This is a genomic window from Aquimarina penaris (assembly GCF_040786285.1).
GTDB lineage: Bacteria > Bacteroidota > Bacteroidia > Flavobacteriales > Flavobacteriaceae > Aquimarina.
Genome location: NZ_JBFMKQ010000004.1, coordinates 258265 through 281189, shown reverse-complemented (window position 1 = coordinate 281189; position 22925 = coordinate 258265). Strand labels below are relative to the sequence as shown.

Sequence of the window (22925 nt, the reverse complement as noted above, 5' to 3'; positions counted from 1 at the left end):
AATTATATCTTTGAATATTATTTTACCAAAGTATATCAAGTAGCTTTTTTTAGTTATCAAAAAGTCAACATAAATTTTGCCAACTATAATAAAAACATTTATATTTGCACCCGCAAAACGGCCTCGTAGCATAACTGAATAGTGCACTTGATTACGGCTCAAGAGGTTGCAGGTTTGAATCCTGCCGAGGTCACTATAAGCAATAAACCACGTCTTTACAGTCGTGGTTCTTTGTTTTATACTCACCACTTGTGAGTGTTGTTTTAATTAATTTTGGTATATATAGAATTGGATAATACAACAAGAAGAGCGAGCATCCCCAAAATTATATTATGTTTTTAATATAGCAATCTACATTTGTCTAAATACGTTTTACCTAACTGATAATAGACATCCCAAAATTACTTGCCTTCATTACGTTCCAATTATGGTCTACTGGGTTCTGGAAAAGGGTCTCCATCACTGTGTGCTCCACCGTATACTTTTTTTAATTTTGATTTCTCAAGAACCGTATCCTTTATTGGTTTAGTTTGATACTCGGTAAGGCTTTTTGTTTTAGTTTTCATACTTTTATTGGCAAAAAAATCATAACATGGGCGGTTCGAGAAGAGACCCAAAAGCTTATGAGGAGTTTCTAAAACATAGAAGATTACCCCAAAATAATAACTTGACTAAAAATTTGATATTCTTATCTTTTGAATGAAAGTTAAATAACACTATTTGTAATCAACAAAGACAGCTAATAATTCGAGGGTTTCTTGATTCTCAAAGTGACTAAACAACACCTATACCCTTATCATCGATGTGTTATCCATTTTTTACTAGGTCTTTTATGTTTTTTGAAATAGTCCCAAACATTAAAATTTGTATGTCTATTAACAAGTACCTCTTTTAGTGATTGTTCTTTTTCTTTTTTGATCAAATAAAAATCGTCTTGATGGAACTGATAAATATATTCTTTAGCAACATATTTGTATGAATTCCATTCTTTTTTTATTTTACAGTTATGATTACTCATCGACCACTTTTGAAAATTTGTGCTTTTGAAAAAATGAAACACTGTTGATTCCAAATCATAATGATGACGATTGATTCCATGAGTTAATCTCATAGAAACAGTTTGCCATTTCAAAGAAAAATTTAACCACCATAAACAATCAAATAGTGTTATTATTTCAATTGGAGATTTCTTGAGCTGGGGTTCTATAAAATCAATAATTTTATTTGTGTATCTATAAGTTCCTAATTTTCTCGTGATAACAAAATCTAAAATTTCAGAATATGGACTAAAAGCATCTCCGGTAATAATTGAGTATTTAAGTTTATCACTTCCAAAAAGTTGGTCTCCGTGCTCCCCAGATATAATAATTTCATCTTGCGCAATATGATCTATGATATTGGTCTGAATGATTTCATAATTCAGTTTATCTTTTATGATATCATTAAAAAAATTGGGGTATTCAATAATAGACTCTTTAGACAATAATATTTGTAGCCTATCAATATCAGCTGTACCCGTTAATTCTAAAATTAATGAAATCAAAGCAACAGTAGAATCTATTCCGCCTGACCATAATACTTTTAATTTGCCTTTTGTCGAACTAATAATCTTAGCTGCCCTAATACTACATATCTCATCAAAAGTTAAATCGGTATTAGACTCTTCCGGTATTTTATCTATAATTTTAAAATTAATTCCCGAATCAATAGTTTCCGTTCGATCTATTAATATTGCTCCAAAAAACTCACAACTTTTTAAATATATAGGATTTACTTTTTTTTTCCATAAACCATTGCGAAACAATTGCTTTTTGGATAAATAATACACCTGGTTATCAAGATTTGGTAAAGACATCTTCAGGCTGTTTTTTACAAATTTCTAAATACTCCTGCAACTGACTTTCAACAAGTTGTATGTCAAAATCTAAAAATGAAGATGTAAACAATCCTGTAAAACGAATCTTATCATTGATGCGATTAATTCTCAACAAAGGAAATCTTCTTTTAAAAACCCAAAAAATAGTACTAACTCCTTCTATAAGCCACTCATTATTTTTTCTTCTTATTTGATGAGTAATGTTATATCTTTTAACCGAAGAACTATGCTCATAGGTAACAATTCTTTCTCGTATTAAAAAATCTTTTCTTGTAGTTGTACACATATTATTGAATTCTTCTAAGAAATCAATAATGATTTTATCTATTTTTTCATTTTCCATTTATTATATCATTATAGTACCGTTAAACATTGGGTGATTTTTTTCTAACGCACCTATTGAGGAATAAATATGTAAGGGTATTGCTATTAATGGTTTTTCTGTATCCGTTTCGAAATGATGTGGACACATTGGTTCTAATATACATACCGAACCAGGTTCTAAATCTGTTATTATATTTCTGTTTTCTATTCCCACAATACTTTTTCCTACCCCTTCTAAAATTAGAACAACCCGAAAGGTTGAATGAATATGATGCTCTTGTTCTTTACTAAAAGGAGGCATTTTAAGGTATTGCAATGTTGGGTCTCCTAACCTAATCGGAGGAAGCAGTTGTTTTGTAGAACATCCATTAACATAAGGCAGCGTAGTAACTCCCTCTAAAGAAAAACTGGCATTCGGATGCATATACCCTCTGATTACAGTTGCCAAATATTTTGAATTTATTGTACAAGGTCCTTTCTGTACTTTTACTTCTTTTAACTCACTATCAAAATAATACACACAATCTCCCTTTTCTACTTTTATTTTTTGCAACCCTATGTAGGAAGTAAAAAAGTAAAGCTGATTTAGATCACTCTCAAATATATCTTGATTTTTTGCATGAAAATAGTGCGCTCCGAATATTTCGTTCGTCATAATTTTAAATAAACATAATGTTATCAGGATTAATTCTTTGAGTTCTGACTCGAAACTAAAAAAAAGTAAGTTTGAACTTAATACTTCTTGCAGACTTAACCAATCCCTAGATAATTAACCCAGATTTTAATCTATGGGAATTATATATAATATATAACTTCAAAACTAAACATTTAATTAAATTACCACTATAGTATCTGCAAAATTTTGTATTATACACACTTTATATAAGTTAATCATAGTAGTCTACTTTCTTTCATTTTTTTCTATGTAATTTTGAAACGACTATACGAGCACGATTGTAAATTCTAATAATACACTAAATTGTCACATAAAAAGTCTAGAATCCTTAAACTAGCGTTATTTGCTACTGGATTATCTGGGATTGTAGCAGAATACATCCTATCCACCTTGGCTACTTATTTCCTTGGAGATTCTGTATTTCAATGGACGATGATACTTTCGATCATGTTATTTTCTATGGGAGCAGGAAGTAGATTGAGTACATTTTTTACCACTAAAATTTTAGAAAAATTCCTAATCGCAGAACTTTTATTATCGATACTCACCTCTACTGCTGCTCTTACTACTTATTTCTTAATGGGGATGACAGAAAACATAGGAGTAATCATCTATAGTTTTAGCATTGCTATTGGATTATTAATTGGTGTAGAGATTCCGTTAGTAACCCGAATCAATGAAGAAAATGAAGAATTAAGAACCAATATTGCCGGTGTTATGGAGAATGATTACTATGGCAGCCTTATTGGTGGGTTATTTTTTGTATTTGTAGGGCTCCCTTTTTTGGGATTAACCCATACTCCTTTTATTCTTGGAGGAATCAATTTTTTAGTAGCTATTGCTCTTTTTATAAGACTCAATAAATATATTGACACCTCTTATAAATTATCTTTTAATATAGCGATTCCAGCTATATTATGTGCCATTTTGTTTTTAAGCTATAATGCGGATGAAATTGTATTGTACGGTGAACAAAAAAGATATAATGATAAAGTAGTATTTTCTAAGCAAACACGTTATCAAAAAATTACTATTACACAATGGAAAGAACACTATTGGTTGTATTTAAACTCCAGCAAACAACTTTGCACTTTTGACGAATTTCTATATCATGAACCTTTAGTGCATCCGGTAATGAAACTTACTAAGGATCCTCGTAATGTGCTAATTCTTGGTGCTGGAGATGGTTGTGCTATTAGAGAAGTTTTAAAATATGAAAGTGTAAAACAAATTACATTAGTCGATATTGATCCCGAAATGACAAAAATCGGAAAATCGAATGAGATTTTCACAAAGATGAATGATAGTGCATATTATGATCCAAAAGTAAAGGTAATCAATCAAGATGCATTTCAGTTTTTAGAAAACAGCTCAGAATTCTATGATGTCATGATTCTGGATTTTCCGGATCCTAAAAGCATTGATTTAAATAGGGTATACACCAAAGAATTTTATCGACTTTGCCATCGTAGGCTAAGACCTTTTGGACATATTATTACACAGGCTGCAAGTCCTTATTACACTACTAAAGCATTTCGATCTATCGAAAAAACAATAGGTGATTCAGGTTTTAATGTACTTCCAATTCGTAATCATGTCTATTCATTTGGAGAATGGGGTTGGGTAATTGGATCTAAACACGAAAGTAAAAGCGAGCTTAAAGAACGACTTTTGGACATGACTTTTGATGACATAGAGGTAGAATGGATTACAAATGAATCTATGAACTTGATGACCTCTTTTGGTAAAGATTTAATCAAAATAGATAGTATAGAGGTAAATACAATTCGTAACCCTGTACTCTACAAATATTATTTAGATGGCACATGGGCTAAATTTTTATAGTATACATTCATGGATAGACGTCAATTTTTATATATTAGTGGAGGGCTGATCACTATCGCAGCCTGCAAAAAATCAGATGGGCAGGTCAAATCTAAACCTAATTTCCCTATCCATATTGATTCTAACAGTACTACGGGGCATCTCGTTAAATCTGCAATTCAGTTACCCGTTACTACGACATTAACTACAGAAACACTAGTTGTGGGAGGAGGAATATCTGGAATGGCTGCGGCTTGTTCTTTACCATCAAATGATTTTATAGTTTGTGAATTAAATTCAACCTTAGGAGGTACATCTAGTGCTTTATCTATTAATAATGTACTTTATTCTCAAGGAGCGCATTACGAACATACTTATTTACATAATTATGGATATGAAGGTTTAGAACTATTAAAAAAATTAGATGTTATAAAATTCAATTCATATACTAATTTATGGGATTTTGTAGATCAACAGCATCTTATTGCTCCGCATCAGGAAGAAGCTTGTTATGTGCATGGAGAAATGAAATCTTCAGTTCTATTAAATTCTGAGCTTCGCAAAAACTTTTTTGACCTGATCCATAGTTTTAGGGGTAAATGTCCTCTACCAAGTACTTTAATCCCTGCAGAACTCCATTATCTTGATCAAATTACGTTTTATGAATACCTTGATAAATATCTACCTATAGATAGTACATTTATCAACGCAATAGATTATCAAATGCTTGATGACTATGGGGGTACTACTAAACAAATTTCGGCCTTAGCCGGTGTTCATTATTACACATGCAGACCTTATTACACGAACAAAAACATAAAAACATTTTCGCCTACAGAAGGGAATTACTATTTTATTAATAAAATGAAGGATTACGTTCCTTCTGGCAATATCCATTGTAATCATTTGGTTTTTGGATTGAAAAAGGAGAACGAAAAATGGCAGGCAGATATATTAGACATTAAAAATGGTGTGAGAAAAAAAGTAGTTTCAAATACTATAATTTATGCAGGTCAAAAGCACTCTTTGCAATATATAAATCCTACATCATTTCATCACTTTAATGATATTTCGTACACTCCCTGGGTCATTATTAATATAGTCCTTACCGATGATATTGAATTACCCAACAGTAAATGGCAAAATGATTTTATATCTACAGACGCTACATTTTTAGGATTTGCTGACTCTAAAATTCAAAATTCCAAAAATGATCGAGTACTTACTGCATATTATTGTTTTCCTGATATGCACCATTACAGTGTTCAAAACTTGGAGACGTCTTATGACTCGATTGTTCATGAAACCATCAACAAAATGTCTACTTATTACAAAAAAGACATTAGTCTTGCTGTAAAAGAAGTATATATCAAGTTACTGGGGCACGCAATGCCAATTCCCCAACCCGGTTATCTGACTAGATCTAGAAATCTATTTAACGATGGTCTAGCTTTTGCGGGAGCAGACACAGGTCGCTTACCACTCTTATTTGATGCTTTGGATTCTGGAATACAAGCTACAAAAATGGTTTCGAATATTTAATACATATCCCAATTACCATCCAAATAATACTTATACAGCATAGGAGAATTAATTGTATTAATTTCGACCTGAGATGTGTCTGTAAGGGGTTTACCGAAAGAGGTTATTAAATCTATCGCTTCTTTATTAAGCCATTTATTATTAAGGTTTTTATATGAAGCTTGCTTTAATTGCTTTATCATCTGCTCTTTGGTATATTTTTTACTCCCCAATATCCAACCCCACTCACCTAAAGTCAGCACTTGATTATGCATTTGTAAATTAGTAAAACCAGCCGTTTTCATCGTTTTATCAATACAGTAAAACGCTTTTGTCGCATAATAAGGGCTTCCAGCCTGTGTGATGATATGACCATTAGGTCTCAGAGCATGATGTGCTAAATGATAAAACTCTAGCGAGTAGAGTTTATTAATTTCGATAGTTTTGGCATCAGGCAAATCGACTATTATGATATCATAATACATTTCGCTTTTTTCCAGAAAAGTAAATCCATCATCATTAACTATGGTTACTTTAGGATTTTGCAATGCTGATTCATTGTATTTTACAATCCCGTCAAACTCTTTACCTAGCTTTGTCATCGCAGGGTCTAAATCTACAAGTGTAATCGTACTTACTTCTTCATACTTCAGTAATTCTTTTACATTAAAACCATCTCCTCCTCCGATAATCAGAATATTTTTATGCTCAGGAGTTAAAGCCATAATGGGATGTACCATTGGTTCGTGATATAGAAACTCATCAAAAGTACTTAACTGTTGATTCCCATTAATGTACAACCAATAATGTTCTTTCCATTGTGTAACCGTAATATGCTGGTATTTGGATTGTTCTTGATAGACTATTTTATCTTTATATCTTGATTGTTCTCCATATAAAATTATCTCTCCTGACGAAGCAAACCCAGCACTTAAAATAACGGCCAACACGCATATGCTAGTACTTATCCATTTTTTTTCTGTAATTAACATACTTCTATAGTTCCAAAATAACAGTATTGCTACTATAAAATTTAGGGTTCCAAAAACAAATGCAGTATTTGTAATTCCTAATTCCGGCAGCCCCCAAAATGCAAACAATAGACCTCCTATAAGACTCCCTATATAATCCCAGGACATGATATTAGAAATATTTTTGTTTAAAGACTCATGGGTTTCATTAAGTCTTGTTGCTAAAGGGATTTCAAATCCTATACAAAAACCAACAGACAATGCTAATATGTATATAATTATACTTATAAATTCTGTTTTTGCCGCCAATGCATATACTAATAATGGAGAAAAGCTAATCAGAACGGATAATGAAAATTCTATGAAGAGAAATGCTAATAATAAACGTTTGGTTACCAATCGACTCATACGACTACCAATTCCCATGGCGAACAGCATTATAGATAATACAATAGTCCATTGCACTATTACATTCCCTATAAAATAAGATGCCAATGTTGACAAAATAAATTCTGAAGTTAACCCAGAAACTCCTGTCGCAAAAATGGCAATTTTAAGCCATAAGCCCGTATTTGTTTTCAGCATAAATAATTTAAAAAAAGTAGAATCCTATGCGAAACTCAGACAGATAAGTATCGATCCACCTATATATGAAAAAGCTTCAATGATTGCAGCTCCAATATTTGGTTTTTCTTGATTTATAATTTCATCAGTAAGGTTTCTTTTAGGCAGTAATATTTTATCAGTTAAAACCCTAGCTAAAGGCAGTAGCAATAGCCCTATCCCCGTTTCTAACAATAAATTCTCTCCGACTATAATCCAACTATCCGCTTCCATTTGTGTTCCAAAACGCACCAGATTAGCGACTGCAACTATAGCTCCTGAAAAACCAATACCTACAGCTACATTATCCTTTTTGATATATTCATGGATATCATATGGTGTTATCTTATTATATACTACACTCACTAATGCCAAAACAAACTGTGCAATCATCCAAAGAATAAGTATTTCGAAAAAATTATCTTGATTTTCTGTAATTACTCCATAAATCACTAGACTATTCGCAATACATATAGCAGCTTCTAAAATACCAACACCGGTATTTTGATCCTCTACAATTTCTTTTTTTATTGAAAACTTTCTTAATATGACTTTATCCGAAATCAAAATAGATATATTTAGTAAAAGAATGGATAGTAAACCATATATCCCAACTTCTATAAGATCATCTACAATATGTCCAATTCCTTCACCAGAATATACAGCAGATATTACGATCACCAATCCAATATAGTAACCGACGTTTGCAAATGAAAACGCCAGATTATCCTTTTCTACTAATTCTTGATCCATATTAATGCTTCTATGGAACAATTGATACACTTTTTTACCAATTAAGAATAAGACAAAACTTACGATTAAATAGATTAATGCTGTAATCAAATTATCTATAGTCTCTAAAAAATTAAATTGCATATTCTATTGAATTAATGACTTGTTATTAAAAGATTATTTACCAAAACCTGTACTCCTTGATCTACTTCCTGATCTATTTCTCGAAGAAGACCAACCTGATTTAGAAGCTCTTCGCTTAAAGAAATTAGGCCTTTCTTTTCTAGTATGAGAAGAATTCGTACCATAAAGTCGACCGCTTCCTTTTTTTGGACCGTAGTAATTTCTAGACCCATAGTATCCGCCACCATGATAGGTATCATAGTCGTTTCTATAAACCGGTCTATTAATCATACCGAACATCTGATTCATAAACATGTAACGTCCATAGAATCCCCAAAAAGTAACGCCATTATGAGTTCTCCATTCACCATATCGGTCATCACCCACATATCGATATCCAGGAGGTGATGCGGTTTTAGAAATCTTTCCTTGACCTTGCTTTTCTAAAATAACCATTCCTAAGTTATCTTCGTGTTTCATAAAGAATTTCTCACCTACTTCGGTCCAATCCGAAACTTGCTCATAGGGTGTACCATCTTCTTTGTGTTTAATAACCCTATACTTATGTAAATACGTTTTGAAAAAAGTCCCATCGACATCCATGTCTTCTAAAATTACAGAGAATTCTTTTTCGTTACTGTTCTCTACAATATAATTATCCAATGGTGTTTTTTTGAAATCCTTAGTCCCACAAGCCATAACACTTATGATGAGAAATCCTGATATTATTACTTTTACAAAATTTGATTTGCTCATTTTTACATTTTTATCTTGGAAGAATATTAGAAAACTCAAACTCTTGTACATAATTACCGTGAGCTACCTCAAATTCTTCTTCACCAACTCTATCTATAGAGATTAGCTCTTTGTTATCACTATTTTGATACGTCCAATTAATAAGTTCATCATACGCTTCTTCATCACCTTCTTCCATACAATGACCTAAATTAGAACTTATTTTCACAAAAGTAGCACTATTATAACTTATAGAATTAGGTGCTTCGTCGGTTGAATTAATAATTTCTATTAAACTAGGCGAAATATCCAATATATCTATTTTACTCCAAATAGAACAGATTAATTCATCATCATCTTCTACATAAAGATAGAGTGATTCATCACCTGAATCCAAGAAATATTCTCTAGAAAAAGAGTTATTACCCCAATCATAAACATATACATTTTTAACTTCCCAAGTTTTTAGAAAATAATCAAGGATAAATCCTTTTTTGAGATCATTTACTGTAAAGTCAACGACACTTTCAGGTTTGTCTTTTTTGAAAAAATTAAATATTCCCATATCCATTAATTTATATTTTTACCACAATGTTTACATGTTGTGCTATGATTCCCTTTTTCTAATGAATTTCCAAATCCATTTGCTAAAATACCTGCTGGTAATGCAAACAATCCTACTCCTAAAATTGCCATGATCCCTGCCATAAGCTTGCCTAACCCTGTAATAGGATATACATCACCATATCCCACTGTTGTAAGTGTAGCTACTCCCCACCACATGGTTGCCGGTATACTCGAAAAAGCATCTGGCTGCGCCTCATTTTCTACAAAATACATTAGACTTGATGAGACAACTAATAATGTTAGCACTGCAAAAAGCGAAATTATTAGTTCTTCTTTTTTAGATGAGATTACATGACGTATGTGACTGAAAGCATTATTATATCTTGATAATTTTAAAATTCTAAATAACCTTATTAATCTTACCCCTCTAATAACCCTAGCGTCTACAGTAGCTAACAAAGGAATATAAGCCGGCACAACAGCCAATAAATCAATAATACTATAAAAAGAAAATAAATATTTTAGCCTTCCCCTTATGGGCGCTGAATATTCTTCTTTCTCTGTAATTGACCATATTCTAAATATATATTCAATCGTAAAAATGCAGATAGAAAATAGTTCAATAAAATCAAAAACATCTTGGTAGTCTTTTCTTAACCAGTTAATAGACTCTAAGACAATAGCAAGAACATTGAAAAAAATTAGATAGACAATAAATAAATCTACTCTTCTACTCCATTGGTCATCAGGCTCTCCTTTTTCTAGAATTTCATAGGATCTTTTTTTAATGCTATTGTAATTCATTTAGTTGCTTTCTACTATATTATTAATCAAACCTCGCTCTACACTTTTGTACGAATGCCTTTTAGATTTCAGTTTTTCGGCTAATAACTGATAAGACAAAAGATAATCCATATCTGTATTACAAGTAAAAAAATCTACTGCCGCATATCCATATTCTGGCCAGGTATGTATTGCTAAATGACTTTCGGCAATAACCACAACACCTGTCACTCCTTGGGGTGCAAATTGATGAAATACTGATTTTATGATCGTTGCTCCTGCAAAAGTTGCTGCTTCATTCATTGAAACTTCTAAGATATCTAATTTATCAAGAATATCAACAGAACACTCATGGAACTCCATAAGTATATGCAATCCTAGTCCATTCATTATTATTAGTGGGATTTTCTTTAAGGTTAGTTACTAGTAATTATCATAATACAAAAAATCTATAAACTTTATGTTTATAGATTTAACTTATCCTTTACACATCCTTTTTATTGGATGCTATTTTAGCTTTCAGTTCTGCCAAACTATCCGAAACCTTATTTTCTGGATCATCCTTAAGCACATTATCTATCTCATCATCTATTGACTTTCCTTTATTAGCAATACTGCCATAGGCATCAGATAAAGCTTCTTCTTCTGCTACTTTGTCTTTCATTTTCTCTAATAAAGAAATCGTATTAGAAGAATCAATCTCTGAGATTTGTTTATTTAAGTTTTTGGTAGCCGAAGCTACTTTTACTCTAGCCTTTAGCGTTTTCAATTCATTTTCCCAAGAACTAATATCATTCTTCAATTCTTTAACATTGCGTTCTAATTTACTAACATTTTGACTAAATAAAGCCTGTTCTTTTTTAGTTCTTTCTAAATGTCCTTCCGACTCTGTTTTCTTTTGTAAAGCTTGACTTGCTAATCGATCAGCTTCTTCTGATGTAATTTTTCCATCTGCTGCTTTTTGAAGTAATAAAACCGCCTTTTTTTCATAATCCAAAGCTCTTTGAGTTTCCACTACAATGTCATTTTTGGATCTAATTTCTAGTGCTTTAACTTCTGCTAAAGCTTTTAAACTATCTTCTAAATTCTTTTTCATATCTCTAATACCCTGTTCTGTCATTTTTATAGGGTCTTCTAATTTATCTACTACCGCATTTGCCTCTGCCTTTCCAAGGGTAAATAATCTCTTAAATAAACTCATATTATATTTTATATTTTATTAATTTGTAATGCGTACACCACAATATGTTACTTTATTTGGACACAAATATAATACATATTTTATATATTGCTAATATTTTTAGCAAAAATATAGAGTTCAATTTTTTTCAAAAGAATTGAATGTTGAAAAGTCTTGAGAATCATTGTGAAACTTCATTATATTATACATTGGAAGAGTTTCGATATGCGTTAATTTGCTATTTTATTTAGCAAACACTAACTTTAATGTAAATATTTGTCTTTCTTTATAATCTGGGAAATCATATGATTACAATCAATTGTAATTCTATTCAGAATACTCTATCAATCTAATTACGAATGCTTCATCTGAATACTTTAATACCAAAAAAAAGCCTTTAAAACGTAATTCAGAGGAGTTAAAAATATAGAATTCTTCCTCTTTAGACTAACCAGAATATTTGTATAAACACAACTTTTGGTCTTGAACTCTTGCTCATTTGTGAATTCTCAAAAAAAAAACAATTCTAAACAAGAATAACCTTATGAAATTCAGAAGGTTATTTCTAGTAACGGGAAACAGACTCAAACCCGTATTCGTCTTAAGTAGATATGGGTTCGGAGGCTCAACTTTGTTAAAATAAATATTGGAGAATTACGGAGTATTCATATCGAGTCAGATAAGACTTAATATTATATCAAATAGTGGTTTTTTAAATCGATTGATAATCTGAGAATTAAGGCAGTATCTTCTTCTAAAAAGTTTGAACTCTTTCCTGCCGAGGTCACAAATAAATGGAAAGTCTGTATGAAAATGCAGACTTTTTTTGTTTTCTGGAATATGAAACTTGCAAAAATTTAACCCAACCTTTTTTATAGTAGATAACAAATGTGTTTTCCTCATTCATCTGGGCATTCCTAAGGAGGTTCATCAAAGGGCTATTTTGACAGCTATAAAGAATAATTAAAAACAAAAAATTCTTACTTAAAGAAAAGAGTCCAATCTAAGAACCGTTTTACCATATAGACCTGCGGGTCTTTAATTTTTTGATTGGATTCGGAATAGTATAATTCTAAACCCGAAACTGATTTTTATCATTTTTTAGACAGACTTTGAGTTTTAATTTTGCCTTCCAATTTGATAAAAAATGGATGAGATAAAGTTAAATCCAGGAAGATTTCGCTGGGTATATATCTTCCTGATAGTAGTAACAATTCAAAGTTGTACCATGGTAAAAGTAAGTGTTAGCGACAAACGAAATCCCGTCCCCCAAACTATTGAGTTCAATGAAAATTTGAAGATTACCACCTGGGGAGCTATCAAGGTGAACAAGTCTGATTTTTTTCCATCAAGTTTTCAAATTGTATCGGGAGGGAAAACGATTTACATAGACCCTGTTGAAACGGGTATATCAAGAAAGGCTGATTATATATTTATTACCCATGCACATCCTGATCATTATTCCCTTAAAACTATCGAGCAAATTGTTAGCCCCGAAACTATATTCATATGTCCAAAAGAGGTTATGAAAAAGCTTTCTAAAAAAGGATATACCATACGAACCGTAATACCTGATGACAACATTAAGATGGGCAGCATAAATACTGAAGCAGTGCATGCATACAACACCAAAAATGTATTCTTATGGATAAAGGCACATCCAAAATCCAAGAAAAATGTTGGCTACATTTTAACGCTTGGGGGTGACATCAGAATATATCATGCAGGTGACACAGATTACATTCCAGAAATGGAAAAAATCAAAGATATTACCATAGCTATGGTACCCATCGGAGGAGACAACCTCACCATGAGTATTAATGAGGCTTCCAAAATAATCAATAAAATCAGACCCAAGTTAGTTATACCAATGCATTATGAACTCAAGAACAAGGCCGATTTGATAAAATTCAAATCTCTGGTCGATAAAGATATAACGGTTACCCTATTAGAGTAAACTATATAAATCTAATAGTAAAAGGAATCAAATGGAGCATATATATTTATCAAGCAAGAACCTTCTTATAGTAGGTAGCGTTTTGAGTTTTCTTATAGCATTATTACATATTGCGCTTGCTATAAGGCCAAAACTTTATGAGTACTTTGGTGCTTCAAAACTTTCTGAACTTACCGAGCAAGGTTCATCATTTACCATATGGGTTACACTAGGCTTGGTTATCATGTTCGTTGTTTGGGGGTTTTATGGACTTTCTGGAGCAGGTATTATTAGACAACTTCCATTGATGCGTATAACACTAATTGGTATCGCAATCATTTACCTTTTGCGTGCTCTAATGCTTCCTTCAGATATTATGAAATTTGTACAGCATGCTCGTCCGTTCCGTTTTATTATTTTATCGATAGGTTCGTTATTAACAGGCCTACTCTATCTGATAGGTACCATTGGAGCTGCGAAATGAGAATTTCAATTTATTAGAAAGACAGGTTAAACAATCGACAGTAACAAAATAAAAAATGACACTTGTAGAATTAGGATATACTACCAGCTTAGAAGAATATCGAAAAGATAAAAATCTGGATTCTTTTAATGTGGGTCGTGTTGTATCAGAACACAAAGACAGGTATACAGTAAAAACAGATAAAGGGGAATTTGATTCTGAGCTCATTGGCAATTTGCGATATATTGCTGAAAGCCGGTATGATCTTCCTGCTGTTGGGGATTGGGTTGCCATTTCCGAATATGATGAGGACAAAGCATTGATTCATTCCATTTATCCAAGACATTCAATAATTGAAAGAAAAGCAGTTGGGAAATCTGGGCATATACAGATAATCGCTACAAACATTGATTATGGTATTATTGTTCAATCGGTAAACAGGGACTTTAATATTAATAGGTTAGAAAGGTATTTGGCAATCTGTAACGCTTCTAAAGTAAAACCCATTATAGTGCTTAGCAAAATCGACCTTATAGATGAACAGGAGCTAAAAAAACTTATAAATCGAATAAACCAACGAATCAAAAAAGTTCCATTAATAGCCATAAGCAATGAATCCAATTTTGGACTGGACAAACTAGCAGCTATTATAAAAAAAGGCAAGACATATTGCTTATTAGGCTCCTCGGGTGTCGGAAAATCAACACTCCTGAACAAGATGAGTGGTAAAAAAATAATGGACACTGGTGCTATAAGCCAAAGTATCGATAGAGGAAGGCATATTACCAGCCATAGAGAACTGATCGTTCTGGGAAACGGTGGAATTTTAATCGACAATCCAGGAATGAGGGAAATCGGCATTACAGATTCCAAATCTGGGCTTTATAGTACATTCGATGACATCGCAAAGTTATCTTACGATTGTAGATTCAAGGATTGCACACACACAACAGAAATTGGTTGTGCGGTTGTTGAAGCCGTCGAGAAAGGTAATATTGACCATGCCTCCTATGAAAACTACCTGAAAATGGAGCGTGAAAAAGAGCATTTTGAATCTACCGTTGCCGAGCGTCGCAAGAAAGACAAGGATTTTGGGAAAATGATAAAACAGTTTAAAAACCAAAAACACAAAGGTAACATGTAGATAATACTTCAAACACAATAGCCATATTTTATGTTTTAACGTTAATTTGTGAAGTATTCTATAATTAATAAACAATAGGTTACCTGTCAAATATTTTGATGTAAAAATTTAAGATTCTTCATTTTGAAACGAAATTCAAATGAGTTCACTTGAATTAAATAGACGGTCAATACATCAGTCAACAGATTTTGATGATATGGTTATAGTCCTAAAAATAAAAGTCTAGAAGAAACAGGTCTGAATCCTACCAACATCACTTTAAAACAAAAAGCTCACCAAAATGGTGAGCTTTTTTATTTGCATATAAAACTGCTTTCTTATGGGCTGAGTTTAAAATCATAAAACCACCTCATCACGTCCCTTCAAAAAGTTTCATCCATTTCCATGATTCTTATCAAATCATCTTGGCCGACAATTTATTTTAGAACGACTCGCACAAAGCATATTAATTCTTAAGTATTTTATGAGTTGTAACTTCATTATTTTTAGAGTATGTTTTCAGTATATAAAATCCTTTTGCCAATAAGTTTACATACATAAATTGTTGATTTTGGGATTTAGTCATAGATTTTGATTGGACTAGTTTACCGCTTACATCATAAATATTTACCTTATAAACATTATCTAAGCCAAACAATGTTATGACCTGATCCATTGGATTTGGATAAATTAATATCTTAGAATCCATATTTAGTACAGATGATTTTGAATTATTACAATCTCCTACTGTAAAATTATGTCGCTGATCTGCCGTATTGTTTTCACCTCCTGTCGACAGGCTATACGTATAATAGAAATAGATTGTTTCTCCTTCAAGCGCATTGATTTGATAGGGTTCATTGGGGCTTACAATATATCCAGGATATGAACCTGTAGCTGATGTACCATAATATAGAATACAAACAGTATCGCCAGTTCCCACAGTTTCCGGTATAAATGTTATACTAGGGGCCGCCGTATCTGAAGAAACTTTATAGCGATACTGTTGATTCAATGCAGTTCCTAAACAATCTTCCTGATTGTTATCGGTTGAGGTGGCTCTGAATTTTATAAAATTTAAATTGAAGCCATTGCTGTCAAAAACGATACGTAATTCTTGCTGACCTATTGGGATATTGATACCAGTAACGGTTACGGTCTGATAGTTTTGCCAGTTTCCGGTATTGGGAACAGAAAGGGTTTCAGTAATAGGTAAACCATTTAATTCTAAATGAAAAGAACCGTTTCCGCCAGGTGACGCTACCCTAAAATCTATATCATAGCTGTTTGATGATTCTGTAGCATTAATATCATACGCCAACCATTCACCAGCATCTATCCAACCTACATTATATGATCCACTACCATCACCTGTGATTTCAATATCTACATCATCTTGTTTGTATTCACCGCCAGTATTTCCTACGGTAGAATCACTAAAACCGATTCCTTGTCCTCCTGGTTTGTAATTTTCGGCTTCTAAAATCCCTGGAAGTATCGTATACGTAGTAGATGTGTTGTTTGAAACTTTAATAGTAGTAGAACCTGAAACCGAACCACTAATTGCCGTGACGGTATGATCACCAAGTAATGAACCTGTATAAAGTCCGTTAACATCTATTAATCCCCCATCAGTTGTCCAGCTGTATACTGCTGCCATAGGATTCCCGTTTTGATCAAATCCTTGAGCAGTAAATTGCTGTACCTCTCCCACTAATACATCGACATTTGAAGGCGTGACTACAATACTTGTCAAGACTTCATCACTAGGTGGTCCTGTATATTCAAAAGTCATTTTCCCTAGGTTAAAACCTCCATTACCCACCATCACTCTAATCACTTGCTCACCAGCAATAAGATGTACATCTTCGGTGATTTCATTTTGCCATACATCCCAATTTGTTCCTGTAAAAGGTACACTGATATCATTACTAATTTTGATACCATCACGTTCAAACCAAAATGGTCCTCCCCCAGCTGCATCTCCTGAAGCATATCTTAATGTTACTCTATAACGACCAGCATTGGCCGCATTAATTGTATATTCTAACCATTCACCAGAATTAATCCAACCCACAGTAAATCCTTCGTTCGTAGTACTGTTTGCATCTACGCCTTCAGAAGGTCTGAAATTACCTTGATTAAAAGCATCATTATCTGAATATGCAATACCTTGACCGTTTCCTCCTTCAAACACATCGTATTGACCAGCATCAATAGTACCTGGAATCGCAACCGGTGTTCCTGAATATGCTAATTGATCTCCAACCTGAATAGGAATTGTATTCGATATATTAAGATTATTCCCTACAAATGCCTTTGCATATATTCTTGGAAAGCCTGCAGACAATGCTCCACTATTAAGCGTGTAAGGTGCAGTAGTATCTGTACCAATTAAGGTACCGCCAACATAAAATTCTACTTTTGTAATACCAGCTCCGGTAGTAAGAGCGGTAAGATTAACATCTCCTCCTAAAGGAACTTCAGATTTGTCGGCAGATAATGTAATATCAACATTTACATCTCGACTTGTGGCCATACTATTGGCTGGAACTACCAGGCTATATCCATCAGAAAAGTGAACCGTGATTTGTGAATTACCATAATTGTGAGCTACATAGGTAAGGCTTCCATTATCATTAAAAACAGAAGCAATGGGATAATCTGCCGTAATTTCTTCAGCCACCTGTCCAAGAGATGCCATAGTATAAAGCCAATGATAGGTTTGTGCATCAGAAATACCTACTTTCATACCTCTTTCGGGATACGAATTATATAATGAAAGTGCTTCCTGAGGATCTTTAAAAGACAGAAATTTCCAATACGTATCATACCATAGATTATCATTAGGTGTATTGTTTAACACCTCTGTATTTTGAGTCATTTCTTGCCAAACTCTCTCTACATAATCCGTACGATGTCCTAGATATAATGAGCCGCCATGAATAGGATACAACTGTATACCATAAGAGGCCGCAACATCATCGGTCCACCAAGTCCCATTATCGTAACCACTTGCCCAAACCCTGGCTACCATTTCATAGGCATATTCGGGCTGAAAGCTTCTTTGTTCTACATCGAACCAATATTCCTGAATTGTCGATAACTCTGTGGTATATAGATAAATCCCAAGATCTCTTAATTCGTTATTGTTGGTTATCGTTCCCCAATGTATTAGTGCAGAATTGAACTGCATAGACTCTGAGGTTGACTCTTGGTCATTTCCTAAAGGTTCTGAAGAAAAACCATTGGCCCAACTATGTCCAGCATAAGGACTGAAGTTTCTAAGGAAAGGAAACATACTATCGGTTCTGGATGGATTAGCAGCATCTCGTACTAACAGATTAATCATATCTCCCCATTGCGATGCCCAACCAGGGTTGAATTGCTCAACCGCTGCTGCTGCATGAATAAAATATCCCCAATGAAAGTGATGATCGTTAAGATTTACATCTTGTCGATGCCCTGCCGGATATCCCAGCAATGCACTCCAATCAGAATTATAATAAAAAAGAAAAGCTACTTCGTCACCTTCAGCAGATAACCAATCTTCTAATCGTACTTTTACCGTATTCACAAGAAGATCTCGGGCTTCTATATTTCCCATTTGATTAGCGATTCTTGCTGCTTGTATCAGACGATTCATATCTTGTCCCTGATTATAAGAGTCCGTCCATTCTGGTAGCCCATCATTTTTAATTTGATCAATCTTTTGAGACAAAACTCCCGGGTCAAAACCAGCCGTATACTTACCAAGATCAGGAAGTGTTGGTAAAATACCACTGAACGTATTTTCTACAACAAAACTGTTAGAGGCTAAGGTTTTGATAGTGCCGCGTACAGAAGGATAATTGTAACCTGCAGGTCGAGGAGAATCTGAAGCAAGTCGATCCCATTGGTGCGGAAGAAGTCCTTGTAGAACTTTGGTATTGCTTCCTTCTTTTACATCTGGAGTAACTGTAAACGTAGTTCTAACCGAACCAGAGGTTTCATTATAGTTCCAATCTACTGTTGTCTTGCCGGGAAACACATAAGCATACTGCTCATATTCATTGATTGCCGTAGTCAAATCTACTCCAAATGGTAATAGTACCATAGACCAATAGTTTTTTCCATTTAATGTAGAGGTATATACGCCATTACTGCCTACCCAAGTAGATCCTGCAGGCGCAAAAACAACATAATTTGAATTATTCATATTGTTTTCAATAATCAGTTTATTACCATCGACTCTAGCACCTGCTCCATTAAAATTAACTGAAACTTTAGCCAATGCCGTAGGATTGCTTTTCTCAAAATATACAAAAGGAGAACCAATATTGATTGTGCTGTAAAATTTATCATCCCAATTCATGGTCACACTCCAATCAGAATGATCAGAAGCTGTTGAGCTTGTTGCTCCAAGGCCTTCAACACCAACAACAATGGCCTGAACATCACTCATTGGTTGACGGTAGTCTTTGGGCCCTGAGGCCAAAGGAATGGTATAATTTATAGTAAGCCCGCTGGATAACGATCTAAATGACAAAGGGTAATTAAATGCCTTTGCTCCATGGTCTGTTTTCATTAAATCTGACCACCAATCATTAGTGGGAACAGGTTTTGTTGCGGCTATTCCTGAAAGTCCAGGAGTACCTGAAGGAAAACTATTCCTTCCTGCTGCATCTACACCGGGAAAAACGGTAGTGTAACTACCATTTCCCATTTGAGTGATCTGACTTCGGAGATCACTTATTGATAATAATCCTATTGAAAAAATAGTGATTAGCACTACTAATTTTGTTTTCATGTCGAGTGTTTATTACGTTAAATTCATTAGATTTTTGCATTCGAATTCCTTATAGATACAGCAAAATTGTATATAGAAAGTTTAATTTTTTCATGCGTTGATATCGTTAACTGGCTTTGAGAATTGAATAGTAAACACTATTCATCAGGTTAATAATGAAGCTTACATTTTAAGTCTCAAAAGAAGTAATTGTGCACAATTACTTCAGAAAACAATATCGAGCCAGAATTACTGGTTCCTGTTTTTTTTTATTTATTGTAATTCAAAATTAGATTGAATAGTATTATCAGAACTTCCTCCAGCAAAAACTCTAAATTCTCCTGGCTCTACTATCCATTTATTGTTATTATCATAAAAGCCTAAAGTCGTCTTATCAAGAATAAAGTTTACTGTTTTGGTTTCTCCTGGTTCTAATGAAACCATCTCAAAGCCTTTCAATTCTTTTACCGGTCTGATTGTACTTGCAAAAGGATCTCTTATGTACAATTGAGCTACTTCTTTACCTTCACGATCCCCTAAATTTGTGACATCAACAACCACTTTAATTTGGGGATTAGATACTGAAGAATTGATGGTCTCTATTTTTAAGTTTTTATAATTGAATGTGGTATAACTCAGTCCATGTCCAAAAGCATATAGAGGTGTGTTTTTCTGATCAGAATAGTGAGACCAAAACACCAAATCTGGTTGCGGTTCTATTGGTCTTCCTGTATTTTTATAGTTATAATAGATGGGTACTTGCCCAACACTTCTTGGAAATGTCATTGGCAATTTACCGCTAGGGTTATAATCCCCATACAACACTTGTGCTATGGCATTACCGCTTTGAGAACCCAAATGCCATGCTTCTAAAATAGCGGGGATATGTTCATCTGCCCAAGTAATTGCTAACGGACGACCATTATTTAGGACCAAAACAATATTTGGATTTACTTTATATATTTCTTTCAAAAGTTCTTGCTGTACTCCAGGTAAATCTAGCTCAGTTCTGCTACGTCCTTCACCGCTCTGAAAACCTATTTCGCCTAAAACGATAACCACAACATCTGCATTTTTAGCTACTCTTTTTGCTTCTGTAAAATCGCTCTTATCGGTAGTATTAATTTTAGTTTCGTTTACAAATGAAGTTTCACCAACAGATACATCAGCACCCTTAGCATACACTAATGTATTTTCTTTGTATTGTTGCATTCCTTCTAATACCGAAACTGCTGTATTATCATCTGCCGCAATTCTCCAGCTTCCTAATGGACTGTTTTTATCATTAGCTAACGCTCCGATTAAGGCAATTCTTTGTCTTTCTTTTTTTAATGGAAGTAGTTTTTTATCATTTTTTAAGAGAACAATAGATTTTTTAGCCATATCCAATACTGCTTCATGATTGGCTTTGCTTCCTATAACTTCTTTTTCTCGATCTTCATTACAATACTTGTATGGATCATTGAATAGCCCTAGTTCATATTTCACCCTTAGAATTCTTCTAGCTGCATCATCAATCAAACTTTCTTCGACTTTTCCTTCTTTGACTAAAGTGGCTAAATGTTCGACATACAAATAAGATTCCATATCCATATCTGATCCAGCATTAGCAGCCATTTCTGCTGCACTTTTACCGTTTTTCGCATAACCATGTACAATCATTTCGGCAATAGAACCCCAATCAGAAACAATAAAGCCATTAAAATTCCAGTCATCTTTTAGTATATCTCGCTGAAGCATTTTATTTCCGGTAGCAGGAACACCATTAAGTTCATTGAATGAATTCATAAAGGTTCTCACACCAGCTTCTTTAGCAGCTTTAAAAGGAGGTAAAACAATATTATGTAAGGTAGACGTACTGATATCGACGGTGTTATAATCTCTTCCCGCTTCGGCAGATCCATACCCGGCAAAATGTTTAGCACAAGCAGCAATGGTGGTACTTTTGGAAAGGTCTTGCCCTTGAAAGCCCTTTACCCGTGCTTCAGCAATTTTAGATCCTAAATATGGATCTTCTCCTCCTCCTTCCATAACTCTACCCCAACGTGCATCTCTTGAAATATCAATCATGGGAGCAAATGTCCAATTGATTCCCGCTGCCGAAGCTTCTAGTGCAGCAACTTCAGCAGATTTCTGAATAGCCTCCATATCCCAGCTTGCAGACTCTGCTAACGGAATTGGGCTCATCGTTTTATATCCATGAATTACATCAAAACCAATAATCAAAGGAATCCCCAATCTTGATTCTTCTACAACAATTTTTTGCACTGCTCTTACATCCTTAACACCTCTCACATTAAGCATAGAACCTACCCAGCCTTTGCGAAGATGTTCATACTTTTTTGCAGCGGCTCGATCGGCTGGTTTAGGACCCGTTAGATCCCAAAACCCATTATATTGATTCATCTGGCCTATTTTCTCTTCGAGTGTCATTATAGAAAGTAGTGAATCTACTTTAGCTTCAATTTCTGTATTTATATCATCTGAAGTAGCGCCTATCGCTAACTCCTTGTGCGTTTCTGTCGAAAGATTACAGGCTAATACAAGTAAACCAATAACAGCTGTTACGATAAAAATATTAATCCTTTTTTTCATGTGTTTACATTTTTAACACTTCTTCTGCAAATCATTTTAAAATTCATATCAGAAGTTACCTATAATAATTGGGAGGTTATTTGGGGATATAACCTCCCAATTGAGAACAAATTAAACTAACTATC

The 22925-nt window shown here is 33.6% G+C and carries 18 protein-coding genes and 1 tRNA gene; 6 read left to right on the top strand and 13 right to left on the bottom strand.

Annotated elements, in window-relative coordinates; translation table 11 throughout:
- Positions 1 to 119: 119 nt before the first annotated feature.
- Positions 120 to 193, top strand: a tRNA-Arg gene (locus ABW637_RS18130).
- 232 nt (positions 194 to 425) lie between these two features.
- Here the strand turns inward: ABW637_RS18130 and ABW637_RS18125 are convergent.
- The 4 genes from ABW637_RS18125 to ABW637_RS18110 all read right to left on the bottom strand — a co-directional run bounded on the left by ABW637_RS18125 (position 426) and on the right by ABW637_RS18110 (position 2855).
- A complete protein-coding gene (locus tag ABW637_RS18125; protein WP_367586140.1) occupies positions 426 to 566 on the bottom strand; it encodes a hypothetical protein in 141 nt (46 codons plus the stop codon).
- A 230-nt stretch (positions 567 to 796) separates the two neighbouring features.
- Entirely contained in the window at positions 797 to 1855 is a 1059-nt protein-coding gene (locus tag ABW637_RS18120) for a hypothetical protein (RefSeq protein ID WP_367586139.1), read from the bottom strand.
- Positions 1836 to 2219 carry a hypothetical protein gene (locus ABW637_RS18115; RefSeq protein ID WP_367586138.1) on the bottom strand — a complete coding sequence of 128 codons (384 nt, stop codon included), beginning with the start codon at positions 2217 to 2219 and terminating at the stop codon, positions 1836 to 1838. Before ABW637_RS18115 ends, ABW637_RS18120 begins: the two co-directional genes overlap by 20 nt.
- A gap of 3 nt (positions 2220 to 2222) precedes the next feature.
- The gene (locus ABW637_RS18110) at positions 2223 to 2855 is read right to left on the bottom strand and encodes an AraC family ligand binding domain-containing protein (protein WP_367586137.1); all 633 of its coding nucleotides are present in this window, start codon (positions 2853 to 2855) and stop codon (positions 2223 to 2225) included.
- 324 nt (positions 2856 to 3179) lie between these two features.
- Here ABW637_RS18110 and ABW637_RS18105 point away from each other — a divergent pair, with 324 nt between their 5' ends.
- Complete coding sequence (locus tag ABW637_RS18105) at positions 3180 to 4721, top strand: polyamine aminopropyltransferase (protein ID WP_367586136.1); 1542 nt, start codon at positions 3180 to 3182, stop codon at positions 4719 to 4721.
- Between the two features lie 9 nt (positions 4722 to 4730).
- Positions 4731 to 6242, top strand: a complete 1512-nt coding sequence (locus ABW637_RS18100; protein ID WP_367586135.1) for an NAD(P)-binding protein — start codon at positions 4731 to 4733, stop codon at positions 6240 to 6242.
- On the opposite strand, the gene ABW637_RS18095 is transcribed toward ABW637_RS18100, so the two are convergent.
- The 7 genes from ABW637_RS18095 to ABW637_RS18065 form a co-directional block, all read right to left on the bottom strand.
- Complete coding sequence (locus tag ABW637_RS18095) at positions 6239 to 7777, bottom strand: polyamine aminopropyltransferase (RefSeq protein ID WP_367586134.1); 1539 nt, start codon at positions 7775 to 7777, stop codon at positions 6239 to 6241. The genes ABW637_RS18100 and ABW637_RS18095 overlap by 4 nt on opposite strands.
- A 24-nt stretch (positions 7778 to 7801) precedes the next feature.
- On the bottom strand, positions 7802 to 8671 hold the full coding sequence (locus ABW637_RS18090) for a DUF350 domain-containing protein (protein WP_367586133.1): 870 nt from the start codon (positions 8669 to 8671) through the stop codon (positions 7802 to 7804).
- Positions 8672 to 8704: 33 nt separating this feature from the next.
- Positions 8705 to 9406, bottom strand: a complete 702-nt coding sequence (locus ABW637_RS18085; RefSeq protein WP_367586132.1) for a hypothetical protein — start codon at positions 9404 to 9406, stop codon at positions 8705 to 8707.
- A gap of 10 nt (positions 9407 to 9416) precedes the next feature.
- Entirely contained in the window at positions 9417 to 9950 is a 534-nt protein-coding gene (locus ABW637_RS18080; RefSeq protein ID WP_367586131.1) for a DUF4178 domain-containing protein, read from the bottom strand.
- A 5-nt stretch (positions 9951 to 9955) separates the two neighbouring features.
- Complete coding sequence (locus ABW637_RS18075; RefSeq protein WP_367586130.1) at positions 9956 to 10756, bottom strand: ion transporter; 801 nt, start codon at positions 10754 to 10756, stop codon at positions 9956 to 9958.
- Positions 10757 to 11125: an adenosylmethionine decarboxylase gene (gene speD / locus ABW637_RS18070; RefSeq protein WP_367586129.1), complete on the bottom strand. Its 369-nt coding sequence runs from the start codon at positions 11123 to 11125 to the stop codon at positions 10757 to 10759.
- 94 nt (positions 11126 to 11219) lie between these two features.
- Positions 11220 to 11936, bottom strand: a complete 717-nt coding sequence (locus ABW637_RS18065; protein ID WP_367586128.1) for a PspA/IM30 family protein — start codon at positions 11934 to 11936, stop codon at positions 11220 to 11222.
- A 1126-nt stretch (positions 11937 to 13062) separates the two neighbouring features.
- On the opposite strand from ABW637_RS18065, the gene ABW637_RS18060 reads away from it, so the two are divergent.
- Genes ABW637_RS18060 through rsgA form a run of 3 tightly spaced genes read left to right on the top strand, consistent with a single transcriptional unit; the run spans position 13063 to position 15458 of the window.
- Entirely contained in the window at positions 13063 to 13872 is an 810-nt protein-coding gene (locus ABW637_RS18060; protein WP_367586127.1) for an MBL fold metallo-hydrolase, read from the top strand.
- A 31-nt stretch (positions 13873 to 13903) separates the two neighbouring features.
- Complete coding sequence (locus ABW637_RS18055; RefSeq protein ID WP_367586126.1) at positions 13904 to 14335, top strand: hypothetical protein; 432 nt, start codon at positions 13904 to 13906, stop codon at positions 14333 to 14335.
- Positions 14336 to 14390: 55 nt separating this feature from the next.
- Positions 14391 to 15458 carry a ribosome small subunit-dependent GTPase A gene (gene rsgA / locus ABW637_RS18050; protein ID WP_367586125.1) on the top strand — a complete coding sequence of 356 codons (1068 nt, stop codon included), beginning with the start codon at positions 14391 to 14393 and terminating at the stop codon, positions 15456 to 15458.
- Positions 15459 to 15903: 445 nt separating this feature from the next.
- Here the strand turns inward: rsgA and ABW637_RS18045 are convergent, their stop codons facing one another.
- Both ABW637_RS18045 and bglX read right to left on the bottom strand, forming a co-directional pair.
- A complete protein-coding gene (locus ABW637_RS18045) occupies positions 15904 to 20226 on the bottom strand; it encodes a glycosyl hydrolase (RefSeq protein WP_367586124.1) in 4323 nt (1440 codons plus the stop codon).
- 252 nt (positions 20227 to 20478) lie between these two features.
- On the bottom strand, positions 20479 to 22800 hold the full coding sequence (gene bglX, locus ABW637_RS18040; RefSeq protein ID WP_367586123.1) for a beta-glucosidase BglX: 2322 nt from the start codon (positions 22798 to 22800) through the stop codon (positions 20479 to 20481).
- Positions 22801 to 22925 lie beyond the last annotated feature (125 nt).